This is a genomic window from Streptomyces sp. NPDC001027 (assembly GCF_040299045.1).
Lineage (GTDB): Bacteria > Actinomycetota > Actinomycetes > Streptomycetales > Streptomycetaceae > Streptomyces.
Genome location: NZ_JBEPBI010000131.1, coordinates 1 through 22,506, shown reverse-complemented (window position 1 = coordinate 22,506; position 22,506 = coordinate 1). Strand labels below are relative to the sequence as shown.

16 protein-coding genes and 1 pseudogene are annotated in these 22,506 nt (G+C 71.1%); 1 reads left to right on the top strand and 16 read right to left on the bottom strand.

Annotation, left to right across the window (positions count from 1 at the left end; genetic code table 11):
• The 15 genes and pseudogenes from ABT300_RS28480 to ABT300_RS28410 form a co-directional block, all read right to left on the bottom strand.
• A pseudogene (locus ABT300_RS28480) lies at nt 1-1,278 on the bottom strand (Rne/Rng family ribonuclease); the annotation flags it as partial.
• A gap of 276 nt (nt 1,279-1,554) precedes the next feature.
• Nucleotides 1,555-2,319: a TIGR03936 family radical SAM-associated protein gene (locus tag ABT300_RS28475; protein ID WP_351681397.1), complete on the bottom strand. Its 765-nt coding sequence runs from the start codon at nt 2,317-2,319 to the stop codon at nt 1,555-1,557.
• A 48-nt stretch (nt 2,320-2,367) separates the two neighbouring features.
• On the bottom strand, nt 2,368-3,519 hold the full coding sequence (locus tag ABT300_RS28470) for a hypothetical protein (RefSeq protein ID WP_351681394.1): 1,152 nt from the start codon (nt 3,517-3,519) through the stop codon (nt 2,368-2,370).
• 71 nt (nt 3,520-3,590) lie between these two features.
• The gene (locus ABT300_RS28465) at nt 3,591-4,742 is read right to left on the bottom strand and encodes a glycosyltransferase (protein WP_351681391.1); all 1,152 of its coding nucleotides are present in this window, start codon (nt 4,740-4,742) and stop codon (nt 3,591-3,593) included.
• 265 nt (nt 4,743-5,007) lie between these two features.
• Entirely contained in the window at nt 5,008-6,948 is a 1,941-nt protein-coding gene (locus ABT300_RS28460; protein ID WP_351681388.1) for a TIGR03960 family B12-binding radical SAM protein, read from the bottom strand.
• Between the two features lie 129 nt (nt 6,949-7,077).
• The gene (locus tag ABT300_RS28455; RefSeq protein WP_351681386.1) at nt 7,078-8,658 is read right to left on the bottom strand and encodes a CYTH and CHAD domain-containing protein; all 1,581 of its coding nucleotides are present in this window, start codon (nt 8,656-8,658) and stop codon (nt 7,078-7,080) included.
• 92 nt (nt 8,659-8,750) lie between these two features.
• Nucleotides 8,751-9,950: a rod shape-determining protein RodA gene (gene rodA / locus ABT300_RS28450; RefSeq protein ID WP_351681383.1), complete on the bottom strand. Its 1,200-nt coding sequence runs from the start codon at nt 9,948-9,950 to the stop codon at nt 8,751-8,753.
• Nucleotides 9,947-12,196: a penicillin-binding protein 2 gene (mrdA, locus tag ABT300_RS28445; RefSeq protein ID WP_351681380.1), complete on the bottom strand. Its 2,250-nt coding sequence runs from the start codon at nt 12,194-12,196 to the stop codon at nt 9,947-9,949. The genes rodA and mrdA overlap by 4 nt, the downstream gene beginning before the upstream one ends.
• A 142-nt stretch (nt 12,197-12,338) precedes the next feature.
• Nucleotides 12,339-13,010, bottom strand: a complete 672-nt coding sequence (mreD, locus tag ABT300_RS28440) for a rod shape-determining protein MreD (protein ID WP_351681377.1) — start codon at nt 13,008-13,010, stop codon at nt 12,339-12,341.
• Between the two features lie 15 nt (nt 13,011-13,025).
• Nucleotides 13,026-13,964, bottom strand: a complete 939-nt coding sequence (gene mreC, locus ABT300_RS28435; RefSeq protein ID WP_351681375.1) for a rod shape-determining protein MreC — start codon at nt 13,962-13,964, stop codon at nt 13,026-13,028.
• 210 nt (nt 13,965-14,174) lie between these two features.
• Nucleotides 14,175-15,194 (bottom strand): rod shape-determining protein, encoded by a 1,020-nt coding sequence (locus ABT300_RS28430; protein WP_020127820.1) that lies wholly within the window; start codon nt 15,192-15,194, stop codon nt 14,175-14,177.
• A gap of 231 nt (nt 15,195-15,425) precedes the next feature.
• On the bottom strand, nt 15,426-15,839 hold the full coding sequence (gene ndk, locus ABT300_RS28425; RefSeq protein WP_107443950.1) for a nucleoside-diphosphate kinase: 414 nt from the start codon (nt 15,837-15,839) through the stop codon (nt 15,426-15,428).
• Between the two features lie 106 nt (nt 15,840-15,945).
• On the bottom strand, nt 15,946-16,311 hold the full coding sequence (locus ABT300_RS28420; protein WP_351681371.1) for a DUF4233 domain-containing protein: 366 nt from the start codon (nt 16,309-16,311) through the stop codon (nt 15,946-15,948).
• Between the two features lie 8 nt (nt 16,312-16,319).
• Nucleotides 16,320-17,852 carry a bifunctional tetrahydrofolate synthase/dihydrofolate synthase gene (gene folC / locus ABT300_RS28415; protein ID WP_351681368.1) on the bottom strand — a complete coding sequence of 511 codons (1,533 nt, stop codon included), beginning with the start codon at nt 17,850-17,852 and terminating at the stop codon, nt 16,320-16,322.
• A gap of 99 nt (nt 17,853-17,951) precedes the next feature.
• Nucleotides 17,952-20,576, bottom strand: a complete 2,625-nt coding sequence (locus tag ABT300_RS28410; RefSeq protein WP_351681365.1) for a valine--tRNA ligase — start codon at nt 20,574-20,576, stop codon at nt 17,952-17,954.
• A gap of 136 nt (nt 20,577-20,712) precedes the next feature.
• Between ABT300_RS28410 and ABT300_RS28405 the strand changes: the two genes are divergently transcribed.
• On the top strand, nt 20,713-21,726 hold the full coding sequence (locus ABT300_RS28405) for a hypothetical protein (protein ID WP_351681362.1): 1,014 nt from the start codon (nt 20,713-20,715) through the stop codon (nt 21,724-21,726).
• 76 nt (nt 21,727-21,802) lie between these two features.
• On the opposite strand, the gene ABT300_RS28400 is transcribed toward ABT300_RS28405, so the two are convergent.
• On the bottom strand, nt 21,803-22,506 hold a 704-nt coding region (locus tag ABT300_RS28400; protein ID WP_351681360.1), incomplete at its 5' end, for an AAA family ATPase.

The following is a 22,506-nucleotide window of genomic DNA, read 5'->3' as shown; positions in this document are numbered from 1 at the left end:
CCGGGCTGCGGGCGCGGCGGTGCGGTCGGCCTCGGTCTCGTCGCCGGATCCGGCGGGGCGGCGGCGACGGCGGCGGCGCGAACCGGCCTGCTCCTCCACCGGCTCCTGAACCTCTTCGCGCTCCTCCGCCTCCGGCTCATCGGCGCCGGCCTCCGCGGCCGCGGCCTCGGCGGCCGCCCGTTGCGGGGTCTGGAACTGCGGCTCGGCGAACACGGGCGCCTGGAACACGGCGACCGCCGGCCGCGCGGGGCGACTCGGCGCGTCGGACTCCGCGCGCTCCTGGGCGGGCGCGGTGAAGCCGCCCGCGGCCCGGCGGACCACGCGTCGACGGCCACGACGGGAACCGGCGTCCTCGTCGGCGGCGGACTCCTCGTCCACAGCGGTCTCGGGCGCCGTCGCCCTGGCCGCAGCGGCGCGGGACGGCTCGACCGGCTCAGCGACCGGCTCGGAGGCCTTCACGGCCTCGGCGACCGCGGGGACCTCGGCCTCGGCGGGCGCGGCGACGCGGCGGGTCGCGCGGCGGCGGGCGCGGGGCGCGGACTCGGCGGGCTCCTCGGCGACGACGGCGGGCGTCTCGGTCTGCGGAGCGATCGCGGGCGTCTCGGCCTCGGCGGCGACGGCGGGCGTCTCGGCTTCCGGGGCTGCGGCGGGGGCGGTCGCCCGGCGCGTGGCCCGACGGCGGGTACGGGGGGCGGCCTCGGCGGGCGCCTCGGGCGCGGGCTCCGGCTCGGGCTCCGCGAGGGCCTTCTCTGAGGCCGGCTCGACGGCGGGCTCGACGATCTCGGCGGCGGCCTCCTCGGCCGGCGCGGACACGCGGCGCGTGGCCCGGCGGCGCGCACGGCGAGGCGCGGCGTCCTCAGCGGGGGCCTCTTCGGCCTCGGCCACGGCCTGCTCGGCGGGGGCTTCCTCCGCCGCGGCCACGGGCACGACGGTCTCGGCGGCCTCGACGGCGGCCGGCGCACCGGCGGGCGCGGAGGCGCGGCGGGTGGCCCGGCGGCGCGCACGGGGCGCCGCCTCGGGCTCCGGCGCCGCGGCGTCCGCGGAGATCTCCTCCTGCGGGACGGTCACGTCCTGGAGGTCCTCCTCCGCCAGCTGCTCGGCGGACTCCACTGCCGGTATGGCCGGCGCGGTGATCTCGGCCGGGGCGTCGGCGGCGGCGACCGGCGGACCCGCCGGTCGGGAAGCGGCACGGCGCCGACGACGCGGCGGCAGTGTGTCGCTGGGGGTGTTCGCATCGGAGTCCGGAACGGACTCTGTGGATTCGGTTGGCTCGAGCATGCGGGCGTTTCTCCCGTCAGGCTCCCGGGCGCCGCGCCTGGTCCGGCGGCGATCACGAAGGATCGGCCGCCGTTGACGTCCGCGGCTCGCGCGATGCGCGGTGCCGCCGTCCGGGGCGCGGGCGCCGCACGGGAGCTCTCTGTGTCCTGTCTCGCCGGTTCCGTACGCCTCATGCGCACGGCCTGGCGAAAGTCTTCTGGTCGGTTCGCCGCCCGACCCAGGTGGCTCCCGAGTCGAGGGCGGCGCTACGGCGTACGTTCCTTCGCGGAACCTTCCCTACGCGGGCGCCTTCGCGGCGGCAGCGGATCCGGCCGTTGTGGGGGCCTGAACTGCCTCGCGGTCGGGCGCGAGCGGGTCGGTCACCGTGCCGGTCTGCGCATCGAACAGCCCCTGCGCCAGCCTGGTCACCGCTGCGGGGACCGGCGGCGCCAGGTCGGCCACGGCGCGAAGACCGGACAGGACGTCGTCGGGTCGTACGGCAGGCGTCACGTGCCGAACAACCAGCCGCAGTATCGCACAGGGCTGGTCGGTCGGCCTATCAGCGGGTTCACTGTGCGTTTCCAGCCGGGCGACCGCGGCACGGGCGTCGAAGGTGCGGACGCCGTTCTTGGTCATGCGCTGGACCTCTACGGCTTCGGCCTCGTTGAAGGCGTCCACCGCCCGGTCGGCGTCGGCCGGGTCCACGCCGTCCAGCCGCAGCTCCCACACGGAGGCCGTCAGCCGGTCGGCGAGCCCCGAGGTCCGGGCCTCGACCGCGTCGACGACGTCGAGCCCGGCGGGCAGCGACTCGTCGAGGAGGACTCTCAGTTTCTCCGGGTCACGCGCCGCGGTGAGCGCGATCTCCAGATACTCCGCCTCACTGCCCGTGCCGGTGGGTGCGGCATTGGCGTACGACACCTTCGGGTGCGGCGTGAACCCCGCCGAGTACGCCATCGGCACCTCGGCACGGCGCAACGCGCGCTCGAAGGCGCGCTGGAAGTCACGGTGGCTGGTGAACCGGAGGCGGCCGCGCTTGGTGTAGCGCAGTCGGATGCGCTGCACCGCGGGTGCGGGCGGCGGGCCTTCGGGCTGTCGCTTGCCCAGTGTCGTTCAGTCCTTCGTGAGAGCGGTCGTACTGCTACCAAGAGTACGTGCCTCGCCCGTCGATGGTTCCCGCCGGCCGATCCCCGCCGGCCGCCGCGGTTGACCGAAGAGCAGCCGCCGCACGTCGGCGCGGGCCTGCCGTGCCGTCTCGCGGGCGGCGGCCAGGGCCTGCCGGGCGGTCCGGCCCACACTGCGCGCGGCACGGCCGGCAGGCCGCAGCACGGCGTCGCGGACGACGTGCCCGACCGGGGTGAGGACGGTCCGGTACGCCCAGCGCACCGGCTCGACGAAGATCCACCGCAAGAGGGTCCCGAGGAACCGTCCGACCGTCAGCGACAGGCGTCCGGCGATCCGCCAGGCATGCCCGAGCGCGTCCCCCACCTCCCGGGCGACGACCGCGAGGAAGCGGCCGACGGGGGCGAGCACCCAGCGCCACAGGGCGACCGCGGGCAGCACGACCAGGATCCGGGCGGTCCAGTACAGGACCGCCCAGACCCCGCTGACCAGCAGCGCCAGAAGGCGGCCCACCCCGAGCGCGCACCAGGCGAGGGCCCGGCCGACCGGCGCGAGGACCCACGTGTGGAGCCACCGGGCGGGGACGACGACGAGGTACCGCAGCAGCCAGGCGACCGCCGTGCACGAGCCGACCCCGACGACGGAGAGGACGGCGGCGAGCCCCCTGGCCAGCCACCCGAGCGCGTGCCCCACCGGCGTCAGCACGCGCGCGTACACCCACCCGAGCCCGGTCCCGGCCGCCCGCGCCAGCCACGCGAAGCCCTGCCCGAGAGGCGTCAGGACGTACCCGTACAGCCAGAGCGCCGGTACGACGAGCAGCACACGCCCGAGCCAGACGAGCGCCCTGCCCACGGGGGCCAGGACGTACCGCCACAGCCCGATCAGCGGCAGAACGAACAGCGCCTTCCCCAGCCAGAGCAGGGCCCGTCCGAACGGCCGCAGCACGGTGTCCCGCAGGAGCCGTCCCGCGACGACGAGGAGGTCCCACGCCATCCGCACGGGCACGACCAGCACGAGCACGACGATCCGCACGGGCAGCCGGATCGCGACGACCAGACAGCCCTCGGCAGCCCGGTCGCCCGACGAGGACGGCGGCGCGGGCGGTTCGGCGAGCGGTTCGGCGGTCCGTTTCTGCAGGTCCATGTGGACGTAGACGCCACAACGGGCTCGGTGGATGCGCCGACGCGAGCACGCCGACCCGAACGGCCGCACGCCTAGCGCTTGCGGTCCCGTGCCGCCTTTCCGGCCCGGGCCGCCCTCGGACGGCGTACCGGGGCGGCCGGCCCCGGCCCGTCCTCGACGTGGGGAAGGGAGAGCTCTCGGTTGCTCTCGACCTGCCGGCGGACGGCGTGGGGCAGGTCCGGCATCGCCAGCAGCGCGTCGCAGGCCCGGACGGCGGCCGTGTGGTCGCCGACTCCGTAGGCGCAGACGGAGAACTCGAAGAGCAGTCCCCACCGGTACACCCAGGACCTGGTGAAGAGCAGATCGTCCGGCTCGTGACGGCCCACGACCGCGCCCAGCAGGGAGAACGCCGTGTGGTAGCGGCTTCGCAGGCGCAGTCGCGAGGCCAGTTCGTAGACGGCCTCGAGCCGGGCCGGGCGGGACTCCCAGGCGCGGGAGAAGGCGTCCATCGCCCCGGGCCAGTCGTCGGTGCGCTCCGCCCGCAGGATCCCTGCTTCCAGGAGCGAGCAGTACACCTCCTCCCCCCAGCCGCCCAGCGCGGCCCGCCGCTCGTACAGCGCGATCGCCTCGTCCGCGTGCCCCAGATCGCGTTCGGTGTTGGCGAGGTAGAAGACCGTGCGCGGGTTGGCGGGGTCGCGCTCGAACTCGGCGCGCAGCAGCCGCGCGTCGCGTTCGGAGCTGCCGCTGCGGCAGCCGCCGTCCGCGTGGTCCTCGATGACGAGCGCGTCCAGGTTCTCCTGCCGGTCGGGGCCGTCGGTGCAGGGGTACTCGTGGGTGACGCCCTCGTACCGCCAGGACCGGTCGCCCCGCATGAGGTGCTTGAAGCGGTGCTGGGAGCCGGGGGTGTCGTAGCGCAGCATGTACGAGTCCGCCGTCAGCCGCGGCAGCGGGGCGTCCTGCCGCAGGACGTGGTCGGCGTCGAGCGTGAGCAGGTAGTCGGCCTTGCCGAGGGCGTGGCGGATGTTCCGTGTCCGGTTGTGCCCGAAGTCGACCCAGGGCTCGTCGTGGAGCTCCCCCGGAATGCCGTCGAGCACCTCCCGGATCACGTCCCGCGTCCCGTCTGTCGAACCGGTGTCGGAGATCACCCAGTAGTCGACGAGGGGGCGGACGGACTCCAGGCAGCGGCCGATCACCTGCGACTCGTCCTTGACGATCATGCACAGGCACAGGGTCTGGTGTTTCACGGGCGTCAAGGTGGCACAGGGCCCGCGCCCGGCCGCCCGTCCCACGCGAGCCGTACTCCGTCGGAACGCGGCGATTGGTCCGATACGCCGACGCGCACCACACCGCCGGGACGGGGGCACGCGGCGCCGCCGGGACGGAGGCACGCTGCGCCGCCGCCGGTCGCCCGTCCCGACGACGAGCGAAGGGACCCTCGACGCCGTCGAAGGTCCCTGTCCCGTCTCGGCCCGTCGAGGGCCCCGTGACGTCTCCGCCGTCGCAGCCGGCTCAGCCGGCCGGCGCGGTCTGCTTGACCTCGAGCGGCAGCAGCTTCCTGCCCGTCGGACCGATCTGAATATGCGTGTCCATCGCCGGGCAGACGCCGCAGTCGAAGCAAGGGGTCCAGCGGCAGTCCTCGACCTCGGTCTCGTCGAGGGCGTCCTGCCAGTCCTCCCAGAGCCAGTCCTTGTCGAGGCCCGAGTCCAGGTGGTCCCAGGGCAGGACCTCCTCGTACGTCTTCTCGCGGGTCGTGTACCAGTCGACGTCCACGCCGAAGGCGGGCAGCGTCTTGTCGGCGCAGCTCATCCAGCGGTCGTAGGAGAAGTGCTCTCGCCAGCCGTCGAAGCGGCCGCCGTCCTCGTAGACGGCCCGGATGACCGCGCCGACGCGGCGGTCGCCGCGCGAGAGCAGGCCCTCGACGATGCCGGGCTTGCCGTCGTGGTAGCGGAAGCCGATGGAGCGGCCGTACTTCTTGTCGCCGCGGATCTTGTCCCTGAGCTTCTGCAGGCGCGCGTCCGTCTCCTCGGCGGAGAGCTGGGGGGCCCACTGGAAGGGGGTGTGCGGCTTGGGCACGAACCCGCCGATGGAGACCGTGCAGCGGATGTCGTTCTGGCCGGAGACCTTGCGGCCCTCGGCGATCACGTTCATCGCCATGTCGGCGATCTGCAGGACGTCCTCGTCCGTCTCCGTGGGCAGGCCGCACATGAAGTACAGCTTCACCTGACGCCAGCCGTTGCCGTACGCGGTGGAGACGGTGCGGATCAGGTCCTCCTCGGAGACCATCTTGTTGATGACCTTGCGCATGCGCTCCGAGCCGCCCTCGGGGGCGAACGTCAGGCCGGAGCGACGGCCGTTGCGCGTCAGCTCGTTCGCCAGGTCGACGTTGAAGGCGTCCACGCGGGTGGAGGGGAGGGACAGGCCGATCTTGTCCTCCTCGTAGCGGTCCGCGAGTCCCTTGGCGACCTCGCCGATCTCGCTGTGGTCGGCGCTCGACAGCGAGAGCAGGCCGACCTCCTCGAAGCCGGTGGCCTTCAGACCCTTCTCCACCATCTCGCCGATGCCCGTGATGGACCGCTCGCGCACCGGGCGGGTGATCATGCCGGCCTGGCAGAAACGGCAGCCGCGGGTGCAGCCGCGGAAGATCTCGACCGACATGCGCTCGTGGACCGTCTCGGCGAGGGGGACGAGGGGCTGCTTGGGGTAGGGCCACTCGTCCAGGTCCATGACCGTGTGCTTCGACACGCGCCACGGGACGCCCGACCGGTTGGGGACCACGCGGGCGATACGGCCGTCCGGCAGGTATTCGACGTCGTAGAACCGCGGGATGTACACCGCGCCCGTCTTCGCGAGGCGGAAGAGGACCTCTTCACGGCCGCCGGGGCGGCCTTCGGCCTTCCACTCGCGGATGATCTTCGTCATGTCGAGCACGGCCTGCTCGCCGTCGCCGATGACCGCCGCGTCGATGAAGTCGGCGATCGGCTCGGGGTTGAAGGCCGCGTGGCCGCCCGCGAGGACGATCGGGTCGTCGATCGTGCGGTCCCTCGACTCCAGCGGGATGCCCGCCAGGTCGAGCGCCGTCAGCATGTTGGTGTAGCCCAGCTCCGTGGAGAAGGACAGGCCGAAGACGTCGAACGCCTTCACCGGACGGTGGCTGTCCACGGTGAACTGCGGGACGGCCTGCTCCCGCATCAGCGCCTCCAGGTCCGGCCACACGCTGTAGGTGCGCTCGGCGAGGACGCCCTCCTGCTCGTTCAGCACCTCGTAGAGGATCATGACGCCCTGGTTGGGCAGGCCGACCTCGTACGCGTCCGGGTACATCAGCGCCCAGCGGACGTCGCAGGACTCCCAGGGCTTGACCGTGGAGTTGAGCTCGCCGCCCACGTACTGGATCGGCTTCTGCACATGCGGGAGCAGTGCTTCGAGCTGCGGGAAGACCGACTCGACAGACATCGCGGGGGCACCTTCGTGAGCGGACCGGGGGTCCCCCCGAGCGGAGGCTGGGGGGTGACCATCTAGCCTAACCCGGCCAACGACCTCCCCACCCCCGAGACAACCGCCGCGGTCCACCGCGGTCCGCGGCTAGACCTCCGCCGCGTCGCGGATCTCCTCCCAGGCAGCCGGCAGCTCCTCCTCCACCAGCTCGGCCCGCCGCTCCTCGCGTCCGTACAGCAGCCCGTACGTGAACGCGCTCTCCCCCGCCGCGTGCGCCACGGCGGACAGCTCGCGCAGGGCCTGCCGGGCCATGACGCTGTCCTGGTGCTCGCCGAGCAGGCTCTGCAGCGACTTCATGGACTTGGCCAGCGCCTTGGCCCGGTCGCCGATCGCCGGGGTCGCCGTCTCCGCCGCGTACCGGGTCCGCTTGGCCTTCTTGCGCGCCTCGTGCAGGCCCTCGTCTCGGTCGTGGCCCGACGGCTCCGCCATGGCCCGCTCGACGAGGTCGGACACCTTCCCGAGGTCCTTGCGCACGGCCTTGGCGAGCACCTTGGCCGGCTTGCCCTCAGCCGCCTTCCGCAGCGGCGGGTCGGCGACGAACGCGTCGAGGGCGTCCAGCAGGGCCAGGTAGCGCGCCGAGTCGAGGACGCCCAGCAGCCGGCCGCGGGAGCCGTGGTGCTGGGCCTTGGCCCAGGTCTGCAGCCGCTCGGCGACCGGGCCGGAGACGAGCGTGTGCGGCACGTCCTCGAGACCTGCTCCGAGGCGCTCGGCCAGCACCTCCTGGTCGCGGCCCACGCCCAGCTCGCCGGCCAGCCACTTCAGCTCGACGCCGATCGGGTCGGTGACGCCCCGGTCGAGGACCTTGCGGAACGAGCGGAAGGTGCTGCGCAGGCGGCGGGTGGCGACGCGCATGTCGTGCACCGCGTCCTCGGCCTCCTGGCGGACGGCCGGATCGAGCGCGAGGATCGCGTCCCGCTGCGCCCGGACGTACGCCAGGACATGGTCGCCCGCGGTCACGGGCTCCCGGTCCGAGGCCTTGCGCCCCGCCCCTGCCGCCTCGGCCGCATCCTTGCCCTTCCCTACCGCCGGCTTCCCCTTGGCCTGGCCCTTCGCCTTGGCCCGCTTCTTGCGGGGCGCCGTCTCCGCCAGGGCCCGCGCCAGCTTCGACGCCGACTGCGAGGGCCGCACGCCCGCCTTGCGCAGCCTCTTGTCCAGCTTGTCGAGCAGGGCGGGATCGCCGCCGTCGGCGAGCTCCACCTCGATCTCGGTCCACTGGGCCCTGCCCTCGCCGCCGAACAGCCGGTCCGCCCGGACGGCGTCCACGCTGGCCTCGGCGAGCAGCCGGCCCTCGGCGTCGAGGAGAAGGCGGACGTCGCGCTCCGAGCGCAGTCGCACCACGGGCACCAGCTGTCCCTCGCGCACACGGGAGCGGACCAGTCCGGCGAGCTCGTCGGGCACGGCGTCGGAGAGCGGGGCCCTGATCTCGTCGCGGACGCCTGCGGCGACGGGGAGTTTCAGGTGCCAGCCCGCGTCGGAGCCTCCGGTGCGACGGCGCAGGGTGATGGAGGCCGCTGCCAGTCGCAGGTCGGACGTGTCGTAGTAGGTCGCGTCCAGCTCGGCGACGCCTTGGTCGAGGACGGACGCGACCCCGGCCGCACCGGTGAGGTCAGGCAGTCCGCTGTCATCGGATTCGTACTTGCGCTCGATCTCGCGTTTCGTCTCCGCCATGAATCGAATCTAGTCGCAGTCGGGCCCGTACGGCAGTGCGTACGGGCCCGGATGCCGACCCAACTCGGGTGAACCGCAAGGTCTCCGCGCGTTCACGCGGACATCGGCCGCTGCACCCGGATGGACTGCAGCAGTCCCACGGCCACCCAGACGGCGAACATCGACGTGCCTCCGTAGGAGACGAAGGGCAGCGGCAGACCCGTCACGGGCATGATCCCCAGGGTCATCCCGATGTTCTCGAAGGACTGGAAGGCGAACCAGGCCACGATGCCCGCGGCGACGATCGTGCCGTACAGCTCCGTGGTCTCACGCGCTATGCGGCACGCGCGCCAGAGGACCACCCCGAGCAGGACGATGATCAGGCCCGCGCCCAGGAAGCCCAGCTCCTCCCCCGCGACGGTGAAGACGAAGTCCGTCTGCTGCTCCGGGACGAACTGGCCCGTCGTCTGCGAGCCGTGGAACAGACCGGCGCCGGAGAGACCTCCGGAGCCGATCGCGATGCGGGCCTGGTTGGTGTTGTAGCCGACGCCCGCCGGGTCGAGGCTGGGGTTGGCGAAGGCGGCGAACCGGGCGATCTGGTACTCGTCCAGGATGTGCAGCTGCCACACCGCGACGGCGCCCGCCGCGCCCGCGCCGAGCAGTCCGAAGACCCAACGGTTGGACGCCCCGGAGGCCAGCAGCACCCCCAGCACGATCATCACCATGACCATGACGGACCCGAGGTCGGGCATCAGCATCACGATCAGCATGGGGACGGCCGCGAGTCCGAGGGACTGGAGCACCGTGCGGTGGTCGGGGTAGAGCTTGTCGCCCGCGTCGACCCTGGCCGCGAGCAGCATGGCCATGCCCAGGATGATCGTGATCTTCACGAACTCCGAGGGCTGGAGCGAGAAGCCGCCGCCGATGACGATCCAGGAGTGCGCGCCGTTGACCGTGGAGCCCAGCGGGGTCAGCACGGCCAGGATCCCGAGGAGCGAGAGCCCGTAGAGGACCGGTACCGCGTTGCGCAGGGAGCGGTGGCCGAGCCAGACCGTGCCGATCATCAGGCAGAGCCCGATGCCGGTGTTCATGAGGTGCCGGATGAGGAAGTAGTACGGGTCGCCCTGGTTGATCTCGGTGCGGTTGCGGGTCGCCGAGTAGACCAGGAGCGAGCCGATCAGGGACAGGGCGATCGCCGACGTCAGAATCGGCCAGTCCAGCCGCCGGGCCAGCGAGTCACGGGCGAAGATCCTGGTCCAGCCGGCCCGCTCGGGCCCGTATCCGGAGACGGAGAATCCGTTCGCGCCGCTCATGTGCACATCCTCCGGCTTCCCCTCCTGCGCCGCCGTCTGCGGGTGTCGCGGTTGGGGTCGGTGTTCTGCGGGACGGTGGCCGCGGTCTGCGTCTCGTCCGGCTTCGGAGCGGTCTGCTGGCTGGCGCGCTGCTCCTTGGCCGGGTCCTTGGAGACCTTCGGGGACTTGATCGTGCCGTCCGCCTGGACCTTCGGCAGAGCGACCTGCGGGGTGGGCAGCAGGGCGTTCTTCTTGTCGATCTTGCCGTCGTCCGAGACGCCGTACATCGCGTTGTAGATGTGCCGCACGGCCTCACCGGAGGCGCCCGAACCGGTACCGGCCTGGGCGATCGTCATGACGACCGTGTAGTCCTTGCTGTACGTGGCGAGCCAGGACGTCGTCTGCTTGCCGTAGACCTCCGCGGTACCGGTCTTGGCGTGCAGCGGGATCTCCTTCTGCGGCCAGCCGCCGAACTTCCAGGCGGCGGTACCGCGGGTGACCACGCCCTCCAGCGCTGCGTCCATGCCCTTGAGGGTGGCCTTGTCGACCGGCAGCCGGCCCTTGGGCCTGGGCTTGATCTCGTGGACGGTCTTGCCGTCGGCGCTGACGATGGCCTTGCCGATGGTCGGGCTGTACATCGTGCCGCCGTTGGCGAGCGCCCCGTAGATCACGGCCTCCTGGACCGGGGTGACGAGGGTGTCGCCCTGGCCGATGGAGTAGTTGATCGAGTCGCCCTCGCGCATCTTGTTGCCCTCGAGGCAGTTCTCGTACGCGATCATCTCGACGTAGGTGCCGCCCTTTTTGCCGTACTTGCACCAGGAGTCCTTGTTGGCCTTCCAGTAGGACTCCTTCCACTGACGGTCCGGGACCCGGCCGGTCACCTCGTTGGGCAGGTCGACGCCCGTCTCCTTGCCGAGGCCGAACTGGTGGGCCGCCTTGTAGAAGTAGTCCTTGGGCTCACCCTTCTTCGGGTTGATGCCGCCGTCCTTCTTCCACTCCCGGTCGGCGAGGCCGTAGAAGACCGTGTCGCACGAGACCTCGAGGGCCCGGCCGAGCGAGATGGGGCCGAAGCTCTCCCCCTCGAAGTTCTTGAAGACCTGGCCGCCCACCGAGTACGAGCTGGTGCACGGGTAGCCGCCGTCCCACTCGTAGCCCGCCTCGACCGCGGCGGCCGTGGAGACCACCTTGAACGTGGAGCCGGGCGCCGACTGACCCTGTATGGCCCGGTTGATCAGCGGGTAGTCGGAGTTCTTGCCGGTGAGCTTCTTGTAGTCCTTGGCGGAGATGCCGCCGACCCAGACATTGGGGTCGTAGGCCGGGGCGGACGCCATGGCGACCACCCGGCCGGTCCTGGCCTCCATCACCACGACGGCCCCGGAGTCGGCCTTGTAGTTCTCCCCGGTGATCTTGTCGAAGGACTGGCGGGCCACCTTCATCGCGTTGTTCAGCTCGTACTCGGCGACCCGCTGGACGCGGGCGTCGATGCTGGTGACGAGGTTCGCGCCGGGCTGTGCCTCGTCGGCCTCGGCCTCGCCGATGACACGGCCGAGGTTGTCGACCTCGTAGCGGGTGACGCCGGCCTTGCCGCGCAGCTGCCGGTCGTACTGGCGCTCCAGACCGGAGCGGCCGACCTGGTCGGAACGCAGATAGGGCGAGTCGCTGTCCTGGGCCTCGGTGATCTCGTCGTCGGTGACCGGCGAGAGATAGCCGAGCACCTGGGCGGTGTTGGCGTTGCCGGGGGCCGCGTAACGACGCACGGCCTCGGGCTCGGCGGTGATGCCGGGGAAGTCCTCGGCGCGCTCACGGATCTGGAGCGCCTGCTTGGCGGTCGCCTCGTCGGTGATGGGGATCGGCTGGTAAGGCGAGCCGTTCCAGCAGGGCTGGGGGGTCTGGGCGTCGCACAGCCGGACCTTCTGCTCGACCTCCTCCGGCTTCAAGCCGAGGACGCCCGCGAGCTTGGCCAGGACCGCCTTGCCGTCGTCCTTCTGCTTCAGCAGGTCGGTGCGGGAGGCGGAGACCACCAGCCGTGTCTCGTTGTCCGCGAGGGGCACCCCGCGGGCGTCCAGGATGGAGCCGCGCACGGCGGGCTCGACGACCTGCTGGACGTGGTTGCCGGAGGCCTCCTTGGCGTACGCCGCGCCCTCCCGGATCTGGAGGTACCACAGGCGGCCGCCGAGGGTGCCGAGCAGGGAGAGGACGAGGATCTGGATCACGACGAGCCGGATCTGGACCCGTGGGGTCCGACCGGTCTCGGGGATGTTGGTCACTGCGGCTGCTCCCCCTCTCGGTGCGCGAACGTGTGTGCGCGGACGAATGATGAACGATCAGCCTGTGAGGCCGCGTTCCGCCTGGCCTTGCCCCGTTCGGGTGATTCCTGCACGGACGCGCTCCGCGCGCGGGCGCCGGCGCTCACAGCCGCTTGACCCCCTTGATGCGACCCGCCCGGGTCGCCCGTGACTTGGCCGCCTTCAACTTGAGCCCGCCGCGCTGCCCGCCGATCCGCAGGCCCGTCCCGGAGGAGAGCCAGCCGGAGGAGATGTCGGGGCTCTTCGCTGCGGAGTTGGTCTCCGCCAGCGGGTCGTTGTCGGCGCGCCGGGCGAGGAACATGATCGCGGGAACGACGAACGGGGCGAGCAGCAGGTCGTACAGCGCCGCCGTGAACAGCAGCCCGGTCAGGCCGACGTGGCGGGCGGCGGTGTCGCCGACGAGGGCGCCGACCCCGGCGTACAGCAGGGTGGAGCCGATGGCGGCGCCGACCACGACGACCATCGGACCGGTGGCCGACTTGATCTGCCCGGTCTCGGGCTTGACGAGCCCGGCGAGGTAGCCGATCACGCACAGCACGAGGGCGTAGCGGCCGGCGGCGTGGTCCGCAGGGGGCGCCAGGTCGGCGAGCAGGCCGGCGCCGAAGCCGATGAGCGCGCCGCCGACATGGCCGTACACCATGGCGAGGCCGAGGACGGTGAGCAGGAGCAGGTCGGGGACGGCTCCCGGAAGGTGGAGCCGGGCGAGGACGCTCACCTGGATCACCAGGGCGACCACGACCAGCGGAACGGAGAGCAGGATCCGGTTGACGCGCATGGGGGTTGTCAGCTCCTACTGCTGCTGGCCGTCTTCGGGTGCGTTCGCGCTCGGCGTGACCGTGACGGTCACCGTCGGCGTGGGGACCGGTTTGGGCTTCGAGGGGAGCACGGTGTCGCGCGGATCCTTCTTCGGGGCCTCGACGACGACGCCCACGATGTCGAGCTTGGTGAAGCTGACGTACGGCGTGACGTAGAGGGTGCGGGTGAGGTCGCCGCCGGAGGGGTCGACACGGGAGACGATGCCGACCGGGACGCCGGGCACGAAGGGCTTGTCGGCCTGCGAGCCGAAGGTGACCAGCCGGTCGCCCTTCTTCACGTCGGCCTTGCCGTTGAGGAGTTCGACGCGCAGCGGCCGGTCGCCCTGCCCGGAGGCGAAGCCGAGCTCGTCGGACGCCTCCATTCGGGTGCCGACGGTGAAGTCGGGGTCGTTGGCCAGGAGGACGGTCGCGGTGTTCGGGCCGACGGTGGTGACGCGTCCGACCAGCCCGTCCCCGTTGAGGACCGTCATGTCGCGCTTGACGCCGTCCTGTGCGCCGATGTCGATGGTGATGGTCCAGGAGAAGCCCTGGGCCGCTCCTATCGCGATGACCTCCGCGCCCTTGATGCCGTACTGGCCGGCGCCGGCGATCTTCAGCGTCTTGTCGAGCTGCGCCAGCCGGCTGCGGTTGCGGTCGTCGCTGCCGAGCTTCGCCTTGAGAGCCGCGTTCTCCTGCTCCAGATCGGTGAGCCGGTCATGGCGCTCGCCGGAGTCGCGGACGGCGGACACGGCGTTGCCGACGGGGTCCACCGCCGACGCCACGCCGTTCTCGATCGGGCCGAAGGCCGCGGCCGCGGCCTGCCGGGCGCCGTCGACCGGGGAGTCCTCCCCGCCGCGGATGTCCACCGTGATCAGCGCGAACGCGATGGCGATCAGCAGCACCAGGAGCAGCCGGCTCTCTCGTGTGTCCCTCACGTGCGGCGGCCGTGCCCTTCCTCGAGAGAAAAACCAAGAACAGGAATCAGGAATCAGGAAGCGGGTGTCGGGTTCCGGGAAACGACATCGGTAATTCGGGTAGCCCCGGGCCAGGATGGCCAAGGGCGCTTTGTGGGAGCTTATGCCTCTGGATCAACGATCCGCCGCACGAGAGGAGATCATCCCGTACGGCGGAATCGAAGCGTTACGTCATCTGCGCGGCGCGGCGTCCAGCACCTGCTGGAGCGCCTCGAACTCCTCGACGCACTTGCCGGAGCCGAGCGCCACGCTGTCCAGCGGGTCCTCCGCGATGTGGATGGGCATGCCGGTCTCCCGGCGCAGCCGCTCGTCCAGGCCGCGCAGCAGCGCTCCGCCGCCGGTCAGAACGATTCCGCGGTCCATGATGTCGCCGGACAGCTCCGGCGGACACTTGTCGAGCGTGGTCTTCACCGCGTCGACGATCGCGTTGACCGGTTCCTCGATCGCCTTGCGCACCTCGGCGGCCGAGATGACGACGGTCTTGGGCAGCCCGGAGACGAGGTCGCGGCCACGGATTTCGGTGTGCTGGTCGTCGTCGAGGTCGTAGGCAGATCCGATCGTGATCTTGATCTGTTCGGCGGTCCGCTCACCGAGGAGGAGGCTGTACTCCTTCTTGATGTGCTGGATGATCGCGTTGTCCAGTTCATCGCCCGCGACGCGGATGGACTGGGCGGTGACGATGCCGCCGAGCGAGATGACCGCGACCTCCGTGGTGCCGCCGCCGATGTCCACCACCATGTTGCCCGTGGCCTCGTGGACCGGCAGGCCGGAGCCGATGGCCGCGGCCATGGGCTCCTCGATGATGTGCACCTGGCGCGCGCCGGCCTGGGTCGACGCCTCGATGACGGCACGACGCTCGACGCCCGTGATGCCCGAGGGCACGCAGACGACGACCCGCGGCCGAGCCAGATACCGCCGCTTGTGGATCTTCAGGATGAAGTAGCGGAGCATCCGCTCGGTGATCTCGAAGTCGGCGATCACGCCGTCCTTCAGCGGGCGCACGGCAACGATGTTGCCGGGCGTGCGCCCGATCATCTTCTTCGCTTCGGCGCCGACCGCGAGAATGCCACCGGTGTTGGTGTTGATCGCGACGACGGACGGCTCGTTGAGTACGATCCCGCGACCCCTGACGTACACCAGCGTGTTGGCGGTCCCGAGGTCGACAGCCATGTCACGGCCGATGAACGACATTGAGTTCCCCATCAGGATTCGACTGGCCTTCCATGAGCTTTGAGGGCTTTTCAGGTCGGCGAGGTGGGTGCTGTGACGTGAAGGCTTCCATCGTAAACGCGCCTGCACGGACACTGCGGAGCGGTCTCCGCCATTGTTTGCAGATGCTGTGAGGGTTCGCTTCCGGAGACGGGCGTTCGGGGGCTCAGGTTCCCTCGATCGCCCGCTCGGCCGCCGCGAAAGGCCCCCGGATCAGGCGCGACCGGGGAAGAAGATCTTCACCTCGCGCTCGGCGGACTCCTCGGAGTCGGAGGCGTGGATCAGGTTCTCGCGGACGATCACACCGTAGTCGCCGCGGATGGAGCCGGGCGCGGCGGCGATCGGGTCGGTCGGGCCGGCCAGCGCGCGCACGCCCTCGATGACCCGCTCGCCCTCGACGATCAGCGCGACGACCGGGCCGGAGGCCATGAACTGCACCAGCGGCTCGTAGAAAGGCTTGCCCTTGTGCTCGCCGTAGTGCTGCTCCAGCGTGTCCTGGTCCAGGGTGCGCAGCTCCAGCGCCGTGATCCGCCAGCCGGCCTTGCGCTCGATACGGCTGATGATCTCGCCGGTCAGGCCACGACGGACGGCGTCGGGCTTGAGCAGGACGAGGGTGCGCTGGCTCACGAGGTGACTCCTTCTACTACCGGTGTGCGATGCCGATGCTCGGGCGCCTGACGGCGGCGCCGGCGTGTGCGGTGGGATGAGGTTACAGGGCGTGTCCCGGCGTTTGTCACACAGCGTCAGCAGGGCCCGGGGAGGGGCCGGCCGCCTGCGCCGCGAAGCGGGCCTTCGCCTCGTCGACCTTTCTGCCGTAGTGCACCGACGCCCACCACAGGGCCCCGAAGAGCACTCCCATGAAGAACATGATCGGGACGAAGAACCCGGACGCGACGAGAGCGATCTGCAGCGCCCAGCCGAGGGCGATGCCGCCGGGCCGGGTGACCACGCCGCACAGCAGCACGCTGAGGAGCATGGCGATGCCGCAGACCGTCCACACCGTGGACGTGGACAGGTCGGCGTCCTTCATGGCGACCAGGCCGGCGAAGCCGATGACGAAGAACTCGCCGATCAGGGTCGAGGAACAGAGCGTGCGCATGGTGGTCCTCAGCCCTTCCCGAGGAGCAGTCGGGCCTCGCCGACGGTGATGACGGAACCGGTGACGAGCACGCCGCCGCCGGCGAACTCGCCCTCCTCCTCGGCGAGCGTGATCGCCGCCTCGAGGGCGTCCGGCAGCCGGGGCTCGACCTGGACGCGGTCGTCGCCGAACACCTCGACGGCGATCGCGGCGAGCTCGTCGGCGTCCATCGCGCGATGGCTCGTGTTCTGGGTGATCACGACCTCGGCGAAGATCGGCTCGAAGGCCTCCAGCAGCCCCCGGACGTTCTTGTCCGCGCTGGCCCCGACCACGCCGATCAGCCGGGAGAAGTCGAAGGCCTCGCCGACGGCCTCGGCGGTGGCGCGGGCGCCGGCCGGATTGTGCGCGGCGTCCAGGACGACGGTCGGGGAGCGCCGGACGACCTCGAGGCGGCCCGGCGAGGAGACCGCCGCGAACGCCTTGCGAACGGTGTCGACGTCGAGCGGCTCGGGCCGCTGGGAGCCGACGCCGAAGAACGCCTCGACGGCGGCGAGCGCGACGGCCGCGTTGTGCGCCTGGTAGGGGCCGTGCAGCGGCAGGTACACCTCGGGGTACTCGCCGCCCAGGCCGCGCAGGGTCACGAGCTGCCCGCCGACGGCGACCTGACGGGAGACGACCCCGAACTCCAGCCCTTCCCTGGCGACCGTGGCGTCGACCTCGACGGCCTTCCTCAGCAGCACCTGCGCCGCGTCGACGGGCTGCTGGGCGAGGATGACCGTGGCGTCCTGCTTGATGATCCCGCCCTTCTCCGCGGCGATCGCCCCGGGCGTCTCGCCGAGCCGGTCGGTGTGGTCGAGATCGATCGGCGTGACGACGGCCACGTCGCCGTCGATCACGTTCGTGGCGTCCCACGAGCCGCCCATGCCGACCTCCACCACGGCAACGTCGACGGGCGCGTCGGCGAAGGCGGCGTAGGCCATGCCGGTCAGCACCTCGAAGAACGACAGCCGGTACTCCTGCATGCCGTCGACCATCTCGACGTACGCCTTGACGTCGTCGTACGTCTCGATGAACCGCTCGGCGGACAGGGGGGCGCCGTCCAGGCTGATCCGCTCGGTGATCGACTGGACGTGGGGGCTCGTGTAGCGGCCGGTGCGCAGTTCGAAGGCGCCGAGCAGCGCCTCGATCATGCGGGCGGTCGACGTCTTGCCGTTCGTCCCCGTGATGTGGATCGAGGGGTACGAGCGCTGCGGCTCCCCCAGCACGTCCATCAGCGCGGCGATGCGGGCGACGGAGGGCTCCAGCTTGGTCTCGCCCCAGCGGGTGGCCAGCTCGGCCTCGACCTCGCGCAGGGCCTTGTCGACCTCCGGGTCCGCGGGGCGCGCGGGCGTGTCGGACTGCGGTGCGCCGCCCTGGGTGCGCAGGGTGCGGCTGCCGGCCTCGATGACCGCGAGGTCGGGGTCGCGGTCGGTCTCCTCGGCGATGATCTCGTCGAAGGGATCGAGGGGGTCGAAGGGGGCGGGCAGGTCGTCTGGGTTGCCGTTCGGGGGGAGCTCGCTCACGGGGCCAGTCTACGGACGGGCGGTGACAGACGTGGGCGGAGGTGGGCGAAGGCCCCCGGAACCGTATCGCTCCCGGGGGCCTTCGTCCGTGGCGGTGTCCTAGGCCTGCGGCAGACGCTCCAGCTGGGCCTGGATGCGGGCGATGTCCTCGTCCGCCTTGGCGAGGCGGGTGCGGATCTTGTCGACCACGTTGTCCGGGGCCTTCGCCAGGAACGCCTCGTTGCCGAGCTTGGCGACCGCCTGGGCCTTCTCCTTCTCGGCTGCCGCCAGGTCCTTGGCGAGCCGCTTGCGCTCCGCGGCCACGTCGATCGTGCCGGACAGGTCCAGCGCGACCGTGGCGCCCGCGACGGGCAGGGTCGCCGTGGCGGAGAAGCTCTCCCCCTCGGGCTGCAGGCGCAGCAGCTGCCGGATGGCGGGCTCGTGGGAGGCCAGCGCCGTGCCGTCGAGCGTCAGGCGGGCGGGGACCCGCTGGCCCGGCTGGAGACCCTGGTCGGCACGGAAGCGGCGGACCTCGGTGATGACCGACTGGAGGCTCTCGATCTCCCGCTCCGCGCCGGCGTCGCGGAAGCCCGAGTCGGTCGGCCACTCGGCGACGACGACGGACTCGCCGCCGGTCAGCGTCGTCCAGAGGGTCTCCGTCACGAACGGGACGATCGGGTGCAGCAGCTTCAGCGTGACGTCGAGGACCTCGCCGAGGACGCGGCCGGAGACCTTCGCCGGTTCCCCGCCGGCCATGAACGTCGTCTTGGACAGCTCGACGTACCAGTCGAAGACCTCGTCCCAGGCGAAGTGGAACAGCGCGTCCGAGAGCTTCGCGAACTGGTAGTCCTCGTAGAGCGCGTCGGCTTCGGCGACCACGGAGTTGAGACGGGAGAGGATCCAGCGGTCGGCCGCGGACATCTGCGAGACGTCCGGCAGCGGGCCGTCGACCGTGGCGCCGTTCATCAGCGCGAAGCGCGTGGCGTTCCAGATCTTGTTGGCGAAGTTGCGCGAGCCCTGGACCCAGTCCTCGCCGATCGGGACGTCGACGCCGGGGTTGGCGCCGCGCGCGAGGGTGAACCGGAGCGCGTCGGAGCCGTACTTGTCCATCCAGTCCAGCGGGTTGACCGCGTTGCCGAAGGACTTCGACATCTTCTTGCCGAACTGGTCGCGGACCATTCCGTGCAGGGCGATGGTGTGGAACGGAGGCGTGCCGTCCATCGCGTAGAGGCCGAACATCATCATCCGGGCGACCCAGAAGAAGAGGATGTCGTAGCCGGTGACCAGGACGGAGTTCGGGTAGAACTTCGCGAGCGACTCGGTCTGTTCGGGCCAGCCGAGCGTCGAGAACGGCCACAGTCCTGAGGAGAACCAGGTGTCGAGGACGTCGGTGTCCTGCCGCCAGCCCTCGCCGGTGGGCGCCTCGTCGTCAGGACCGACGCAGACGACCTCGCCGTTCGGCCCGTACCAGACCGGGATGCGGTGGCCCCACCACAACTGCCGCGAGATGCACCAGTCGTGGAGGTTGTCGACCCAGTCGAAGTAGCGCTTCTCCATCTCCTGCGGGTGGATCTTGACGCGGCCGTCGCGGACGGCGTCGCCGGCGGCCTTCGCCAGCGGCCCGACCTTGACCCACCACTGCATGGACAGGCGCGGTTCGATGGTGGTCTTGCAGCGGGAGCAGTGGCCGACGGAGTGGACGTACGGGCGCTTCTCCGCGACGATGCGGCCCTCGGCGCGCAGCGCGGCGACGATGGCGGAGCGGGCCTCGAGCCGGTCCAGGCCCTGGAAGGGGCCGTGAGCCGTGATGACTGCGTGCTCGTCCATGACGGTGAGCGACGGCAGGTCGTGGCGCTGGCCGATCTCGAAGTCGTTCGGGTCGTGCGCCGGGGTCACCTTGACGGCGCCGGTGCCGAACTCGGGGTCGACGTGGGTGTCGGCGACGACCGGGATGGAACGGTCCGTCAGCGGCAGCCGGATCAGCTTGCCGATGAGGTGCTGGTAGCGCTCGTCGTCGGGGTGGACGGCGACGGCGGTGTCGCCGAGCATCGTCTCCGCGCGCGTGGTGGCGACGACGATCGTGTCGTCGCCCTCGCCGTACTTCATGGAGACGAGCTCGCCGTCGTCGTCCTGGTACTCGACCTCGATGTCCGAGATCGCCGTCAGACAGCGCGGACACCAGTTGATGATGCGCTCGGCGCGGTAGATCAGCTCGTCGTCGTAGAGCCGCTTGAAGATGGTCTGGACGGCCTGGGACAGGCCCTCGTCCATGGTGAAGCGCTCACGGGACCACGCGACGCCGTCGCCGAGGCGGCGCATCTGGCCGCTGATCTGACCGCCGGACTCGCCCTTCCACTGCCAGACGCGCTCGACGAACGCCTCACGGCCGAGGTCGTGGCGGGACTTGCCCTCCTTGCCCAGTTCACGCTCGACGACGTTCTGGGTGGCGATGCCGGCGTGGTCCATGCCGGGCTGCCAGAGCGTTTCGAAGCCCTGCATGCGCTTGCGGCGGGTGAGAGCGTCGATGAGCGTGTGCTCGAAGGCGTGCCCGAGGTGCAGGCTGCCCGTGACGTTCGGCGGGGGGATGACGATGGTGTACGGAGGCTTCTCGCTCTTGGCGTCCGCCTCGAAGTAGCCCCGCTCTACCCAGCGCTCGTACAGCGGCCCCTCTACGTCGGCCGGCGCGTACTGGGTCGGCAGTTCGGTGTGGGGCGCTGATGGCTGCTGCTGAGCGTTCTCGGTCACGGGCCCAGTTTAGGGGTGTCACGGGGCCGTCCCGAAACGTGTTTGCCGTGTAACGGTGGGGCCCCCGCCGCGGTGCAGGCATCACCTTTGAGCCAGGATGTGAAAATCACATAAGTATCTGGAGGGGAACCCAGGAATGAGTCACAACCAGCCGGGCCCGTACGGCGGGCAGCCCCAGCAGCCCGGACCGTACGGACAGCCCGGTCCGTACGGCCAACCGCCGCAGGCGCCCCAGCCCGGCTACGGCTACCCCCAGCAGCCGCCCGTCCCGCAGCCCGGCTACGGGTACCCGGCCCAGCCCCCGCAGGGCGTTCCTCCGCAGAACCCGCCCTACGGCCAGCAGCCGGCGTACGGCCAGCCCCCGACCCCGCCCTACGGACAGCAGCCTCCCTACGGCCAGCCGCCCTACGGCGTCCCGCAGCCCCCGCCCCCGAGCGGCGGCGGCAAGAAGGCGGGGCTGATCATCGGCGCGGTGGCGGTCGTGGCGGCGATCGGCGTGGGCGCCTACTTCGTGATCGGCGGAGGCGGCGGCGCCGGCGGCCTGAAGGACGACGGCCCGCACAAGCTGGACACCCCGGCGACGGCGCTCACCGACTACAAGCGGGTCGGCAAGGGCGGCGAGAGCACCGATCCGGACACCGCCAAGTACCTGACGGCCAGCGGCGTCAAGGACGGCAAGGCCGTCATCGGGCAGTGGTCGACGGCCGACTTCGGCAACTACGACCCGCAGAACCCCGACCCCGCCGACCTGCCCGACCAGGCCGAGCTCCTGACGGCCAAGGGGTTCACGATGCTGGGCGGCTACGGCAAGATCGCGAACCCCGAGTCGTCGCTCGACACCTACTTCGCCGTCATCCAGAAGGAACTGCAGAGCAGCAACTCCACCGGCTCGTCGAGCAGCACCCAGGGCAAGACCGAGCTGATCGGTCAGCCCGAGAAGGCCGACATCGACGGCGCGGTCATGAAGTGCCAGTCGCTGAAGAGCACCAACTCGCTGACCAAGAAGGAGTCGACGGACTGGTTCTGCGTCTGGGCCGACTACAGCACGATCGCCATGGTGTCCCCGGGCGACAACACCAAGAGCATCACCAAGGACGCGGCGATCGACATCACCACGAAGCTGCGCGACCAGGTCCGCGTCAAGGCCTGAAACCCCGGAGCAGCGCTCCGACGACGCGAGGGGCCCCGGTCGGTCGACCGGGGCCCCTCGCGTCGTACGAGTGGGATCAGGCGGTCTTCTGCTCGCCCGGGCCTCGGCCGCCGCGGGCGTCCCGCGGGATCAGCGTCGGGTTGACGTTGGAGAGGACGACGTCCGCGGTGATGACCACGCGGGCCACGTCCTTGCGGGACGGGACCTCGTACATGACCGCCTGGAGGACCTCCTCCATGATGGCGCGCAGGCCGCGGGCGCCGGTCTGACGCAGGATGGCCTGGTCGGCGATGGCCTCCAGCGCCTCGCGCTCGAAGTCCAGCTCCACGCCGTCGAGTTCGAAGAGCCGCTGGTACTGCTTCACCAGGGCGTTGCGCGGCTCGATCAGGATCTGCAGGAGCGCCTCACGGTCCAGGTTGTGGACCGAGGTGATCACGGGCAGCCGGCCGATGAACTCCGGGATCATGCCGAACTTGACCAGGTCCTCGGGCATGACGGCCTCGAACTGGTCCTTGGACTCCAGCTCGCGCTTGGAGCGGATCGTCGCGCCGAACCCGATGCCCTTGGCGCCGGCCCGGGTCTCGATGATCTTCTCCAGGCCGGAGAACGCGCCGCCCACGATGAACAGCACGTTCGTGGTGTCGATCTGGATGAACTCCTGGTGCGGGTGCTTGCGGCCGCCCTGCGGCGGCACCGAGGCGGTGGTGCCCTCCAGGATCTTCAACAGGGCCTGCTGCACGCCCTCGCCCGACACGTCGCGCGTGATGGAGGGGTTTTCAC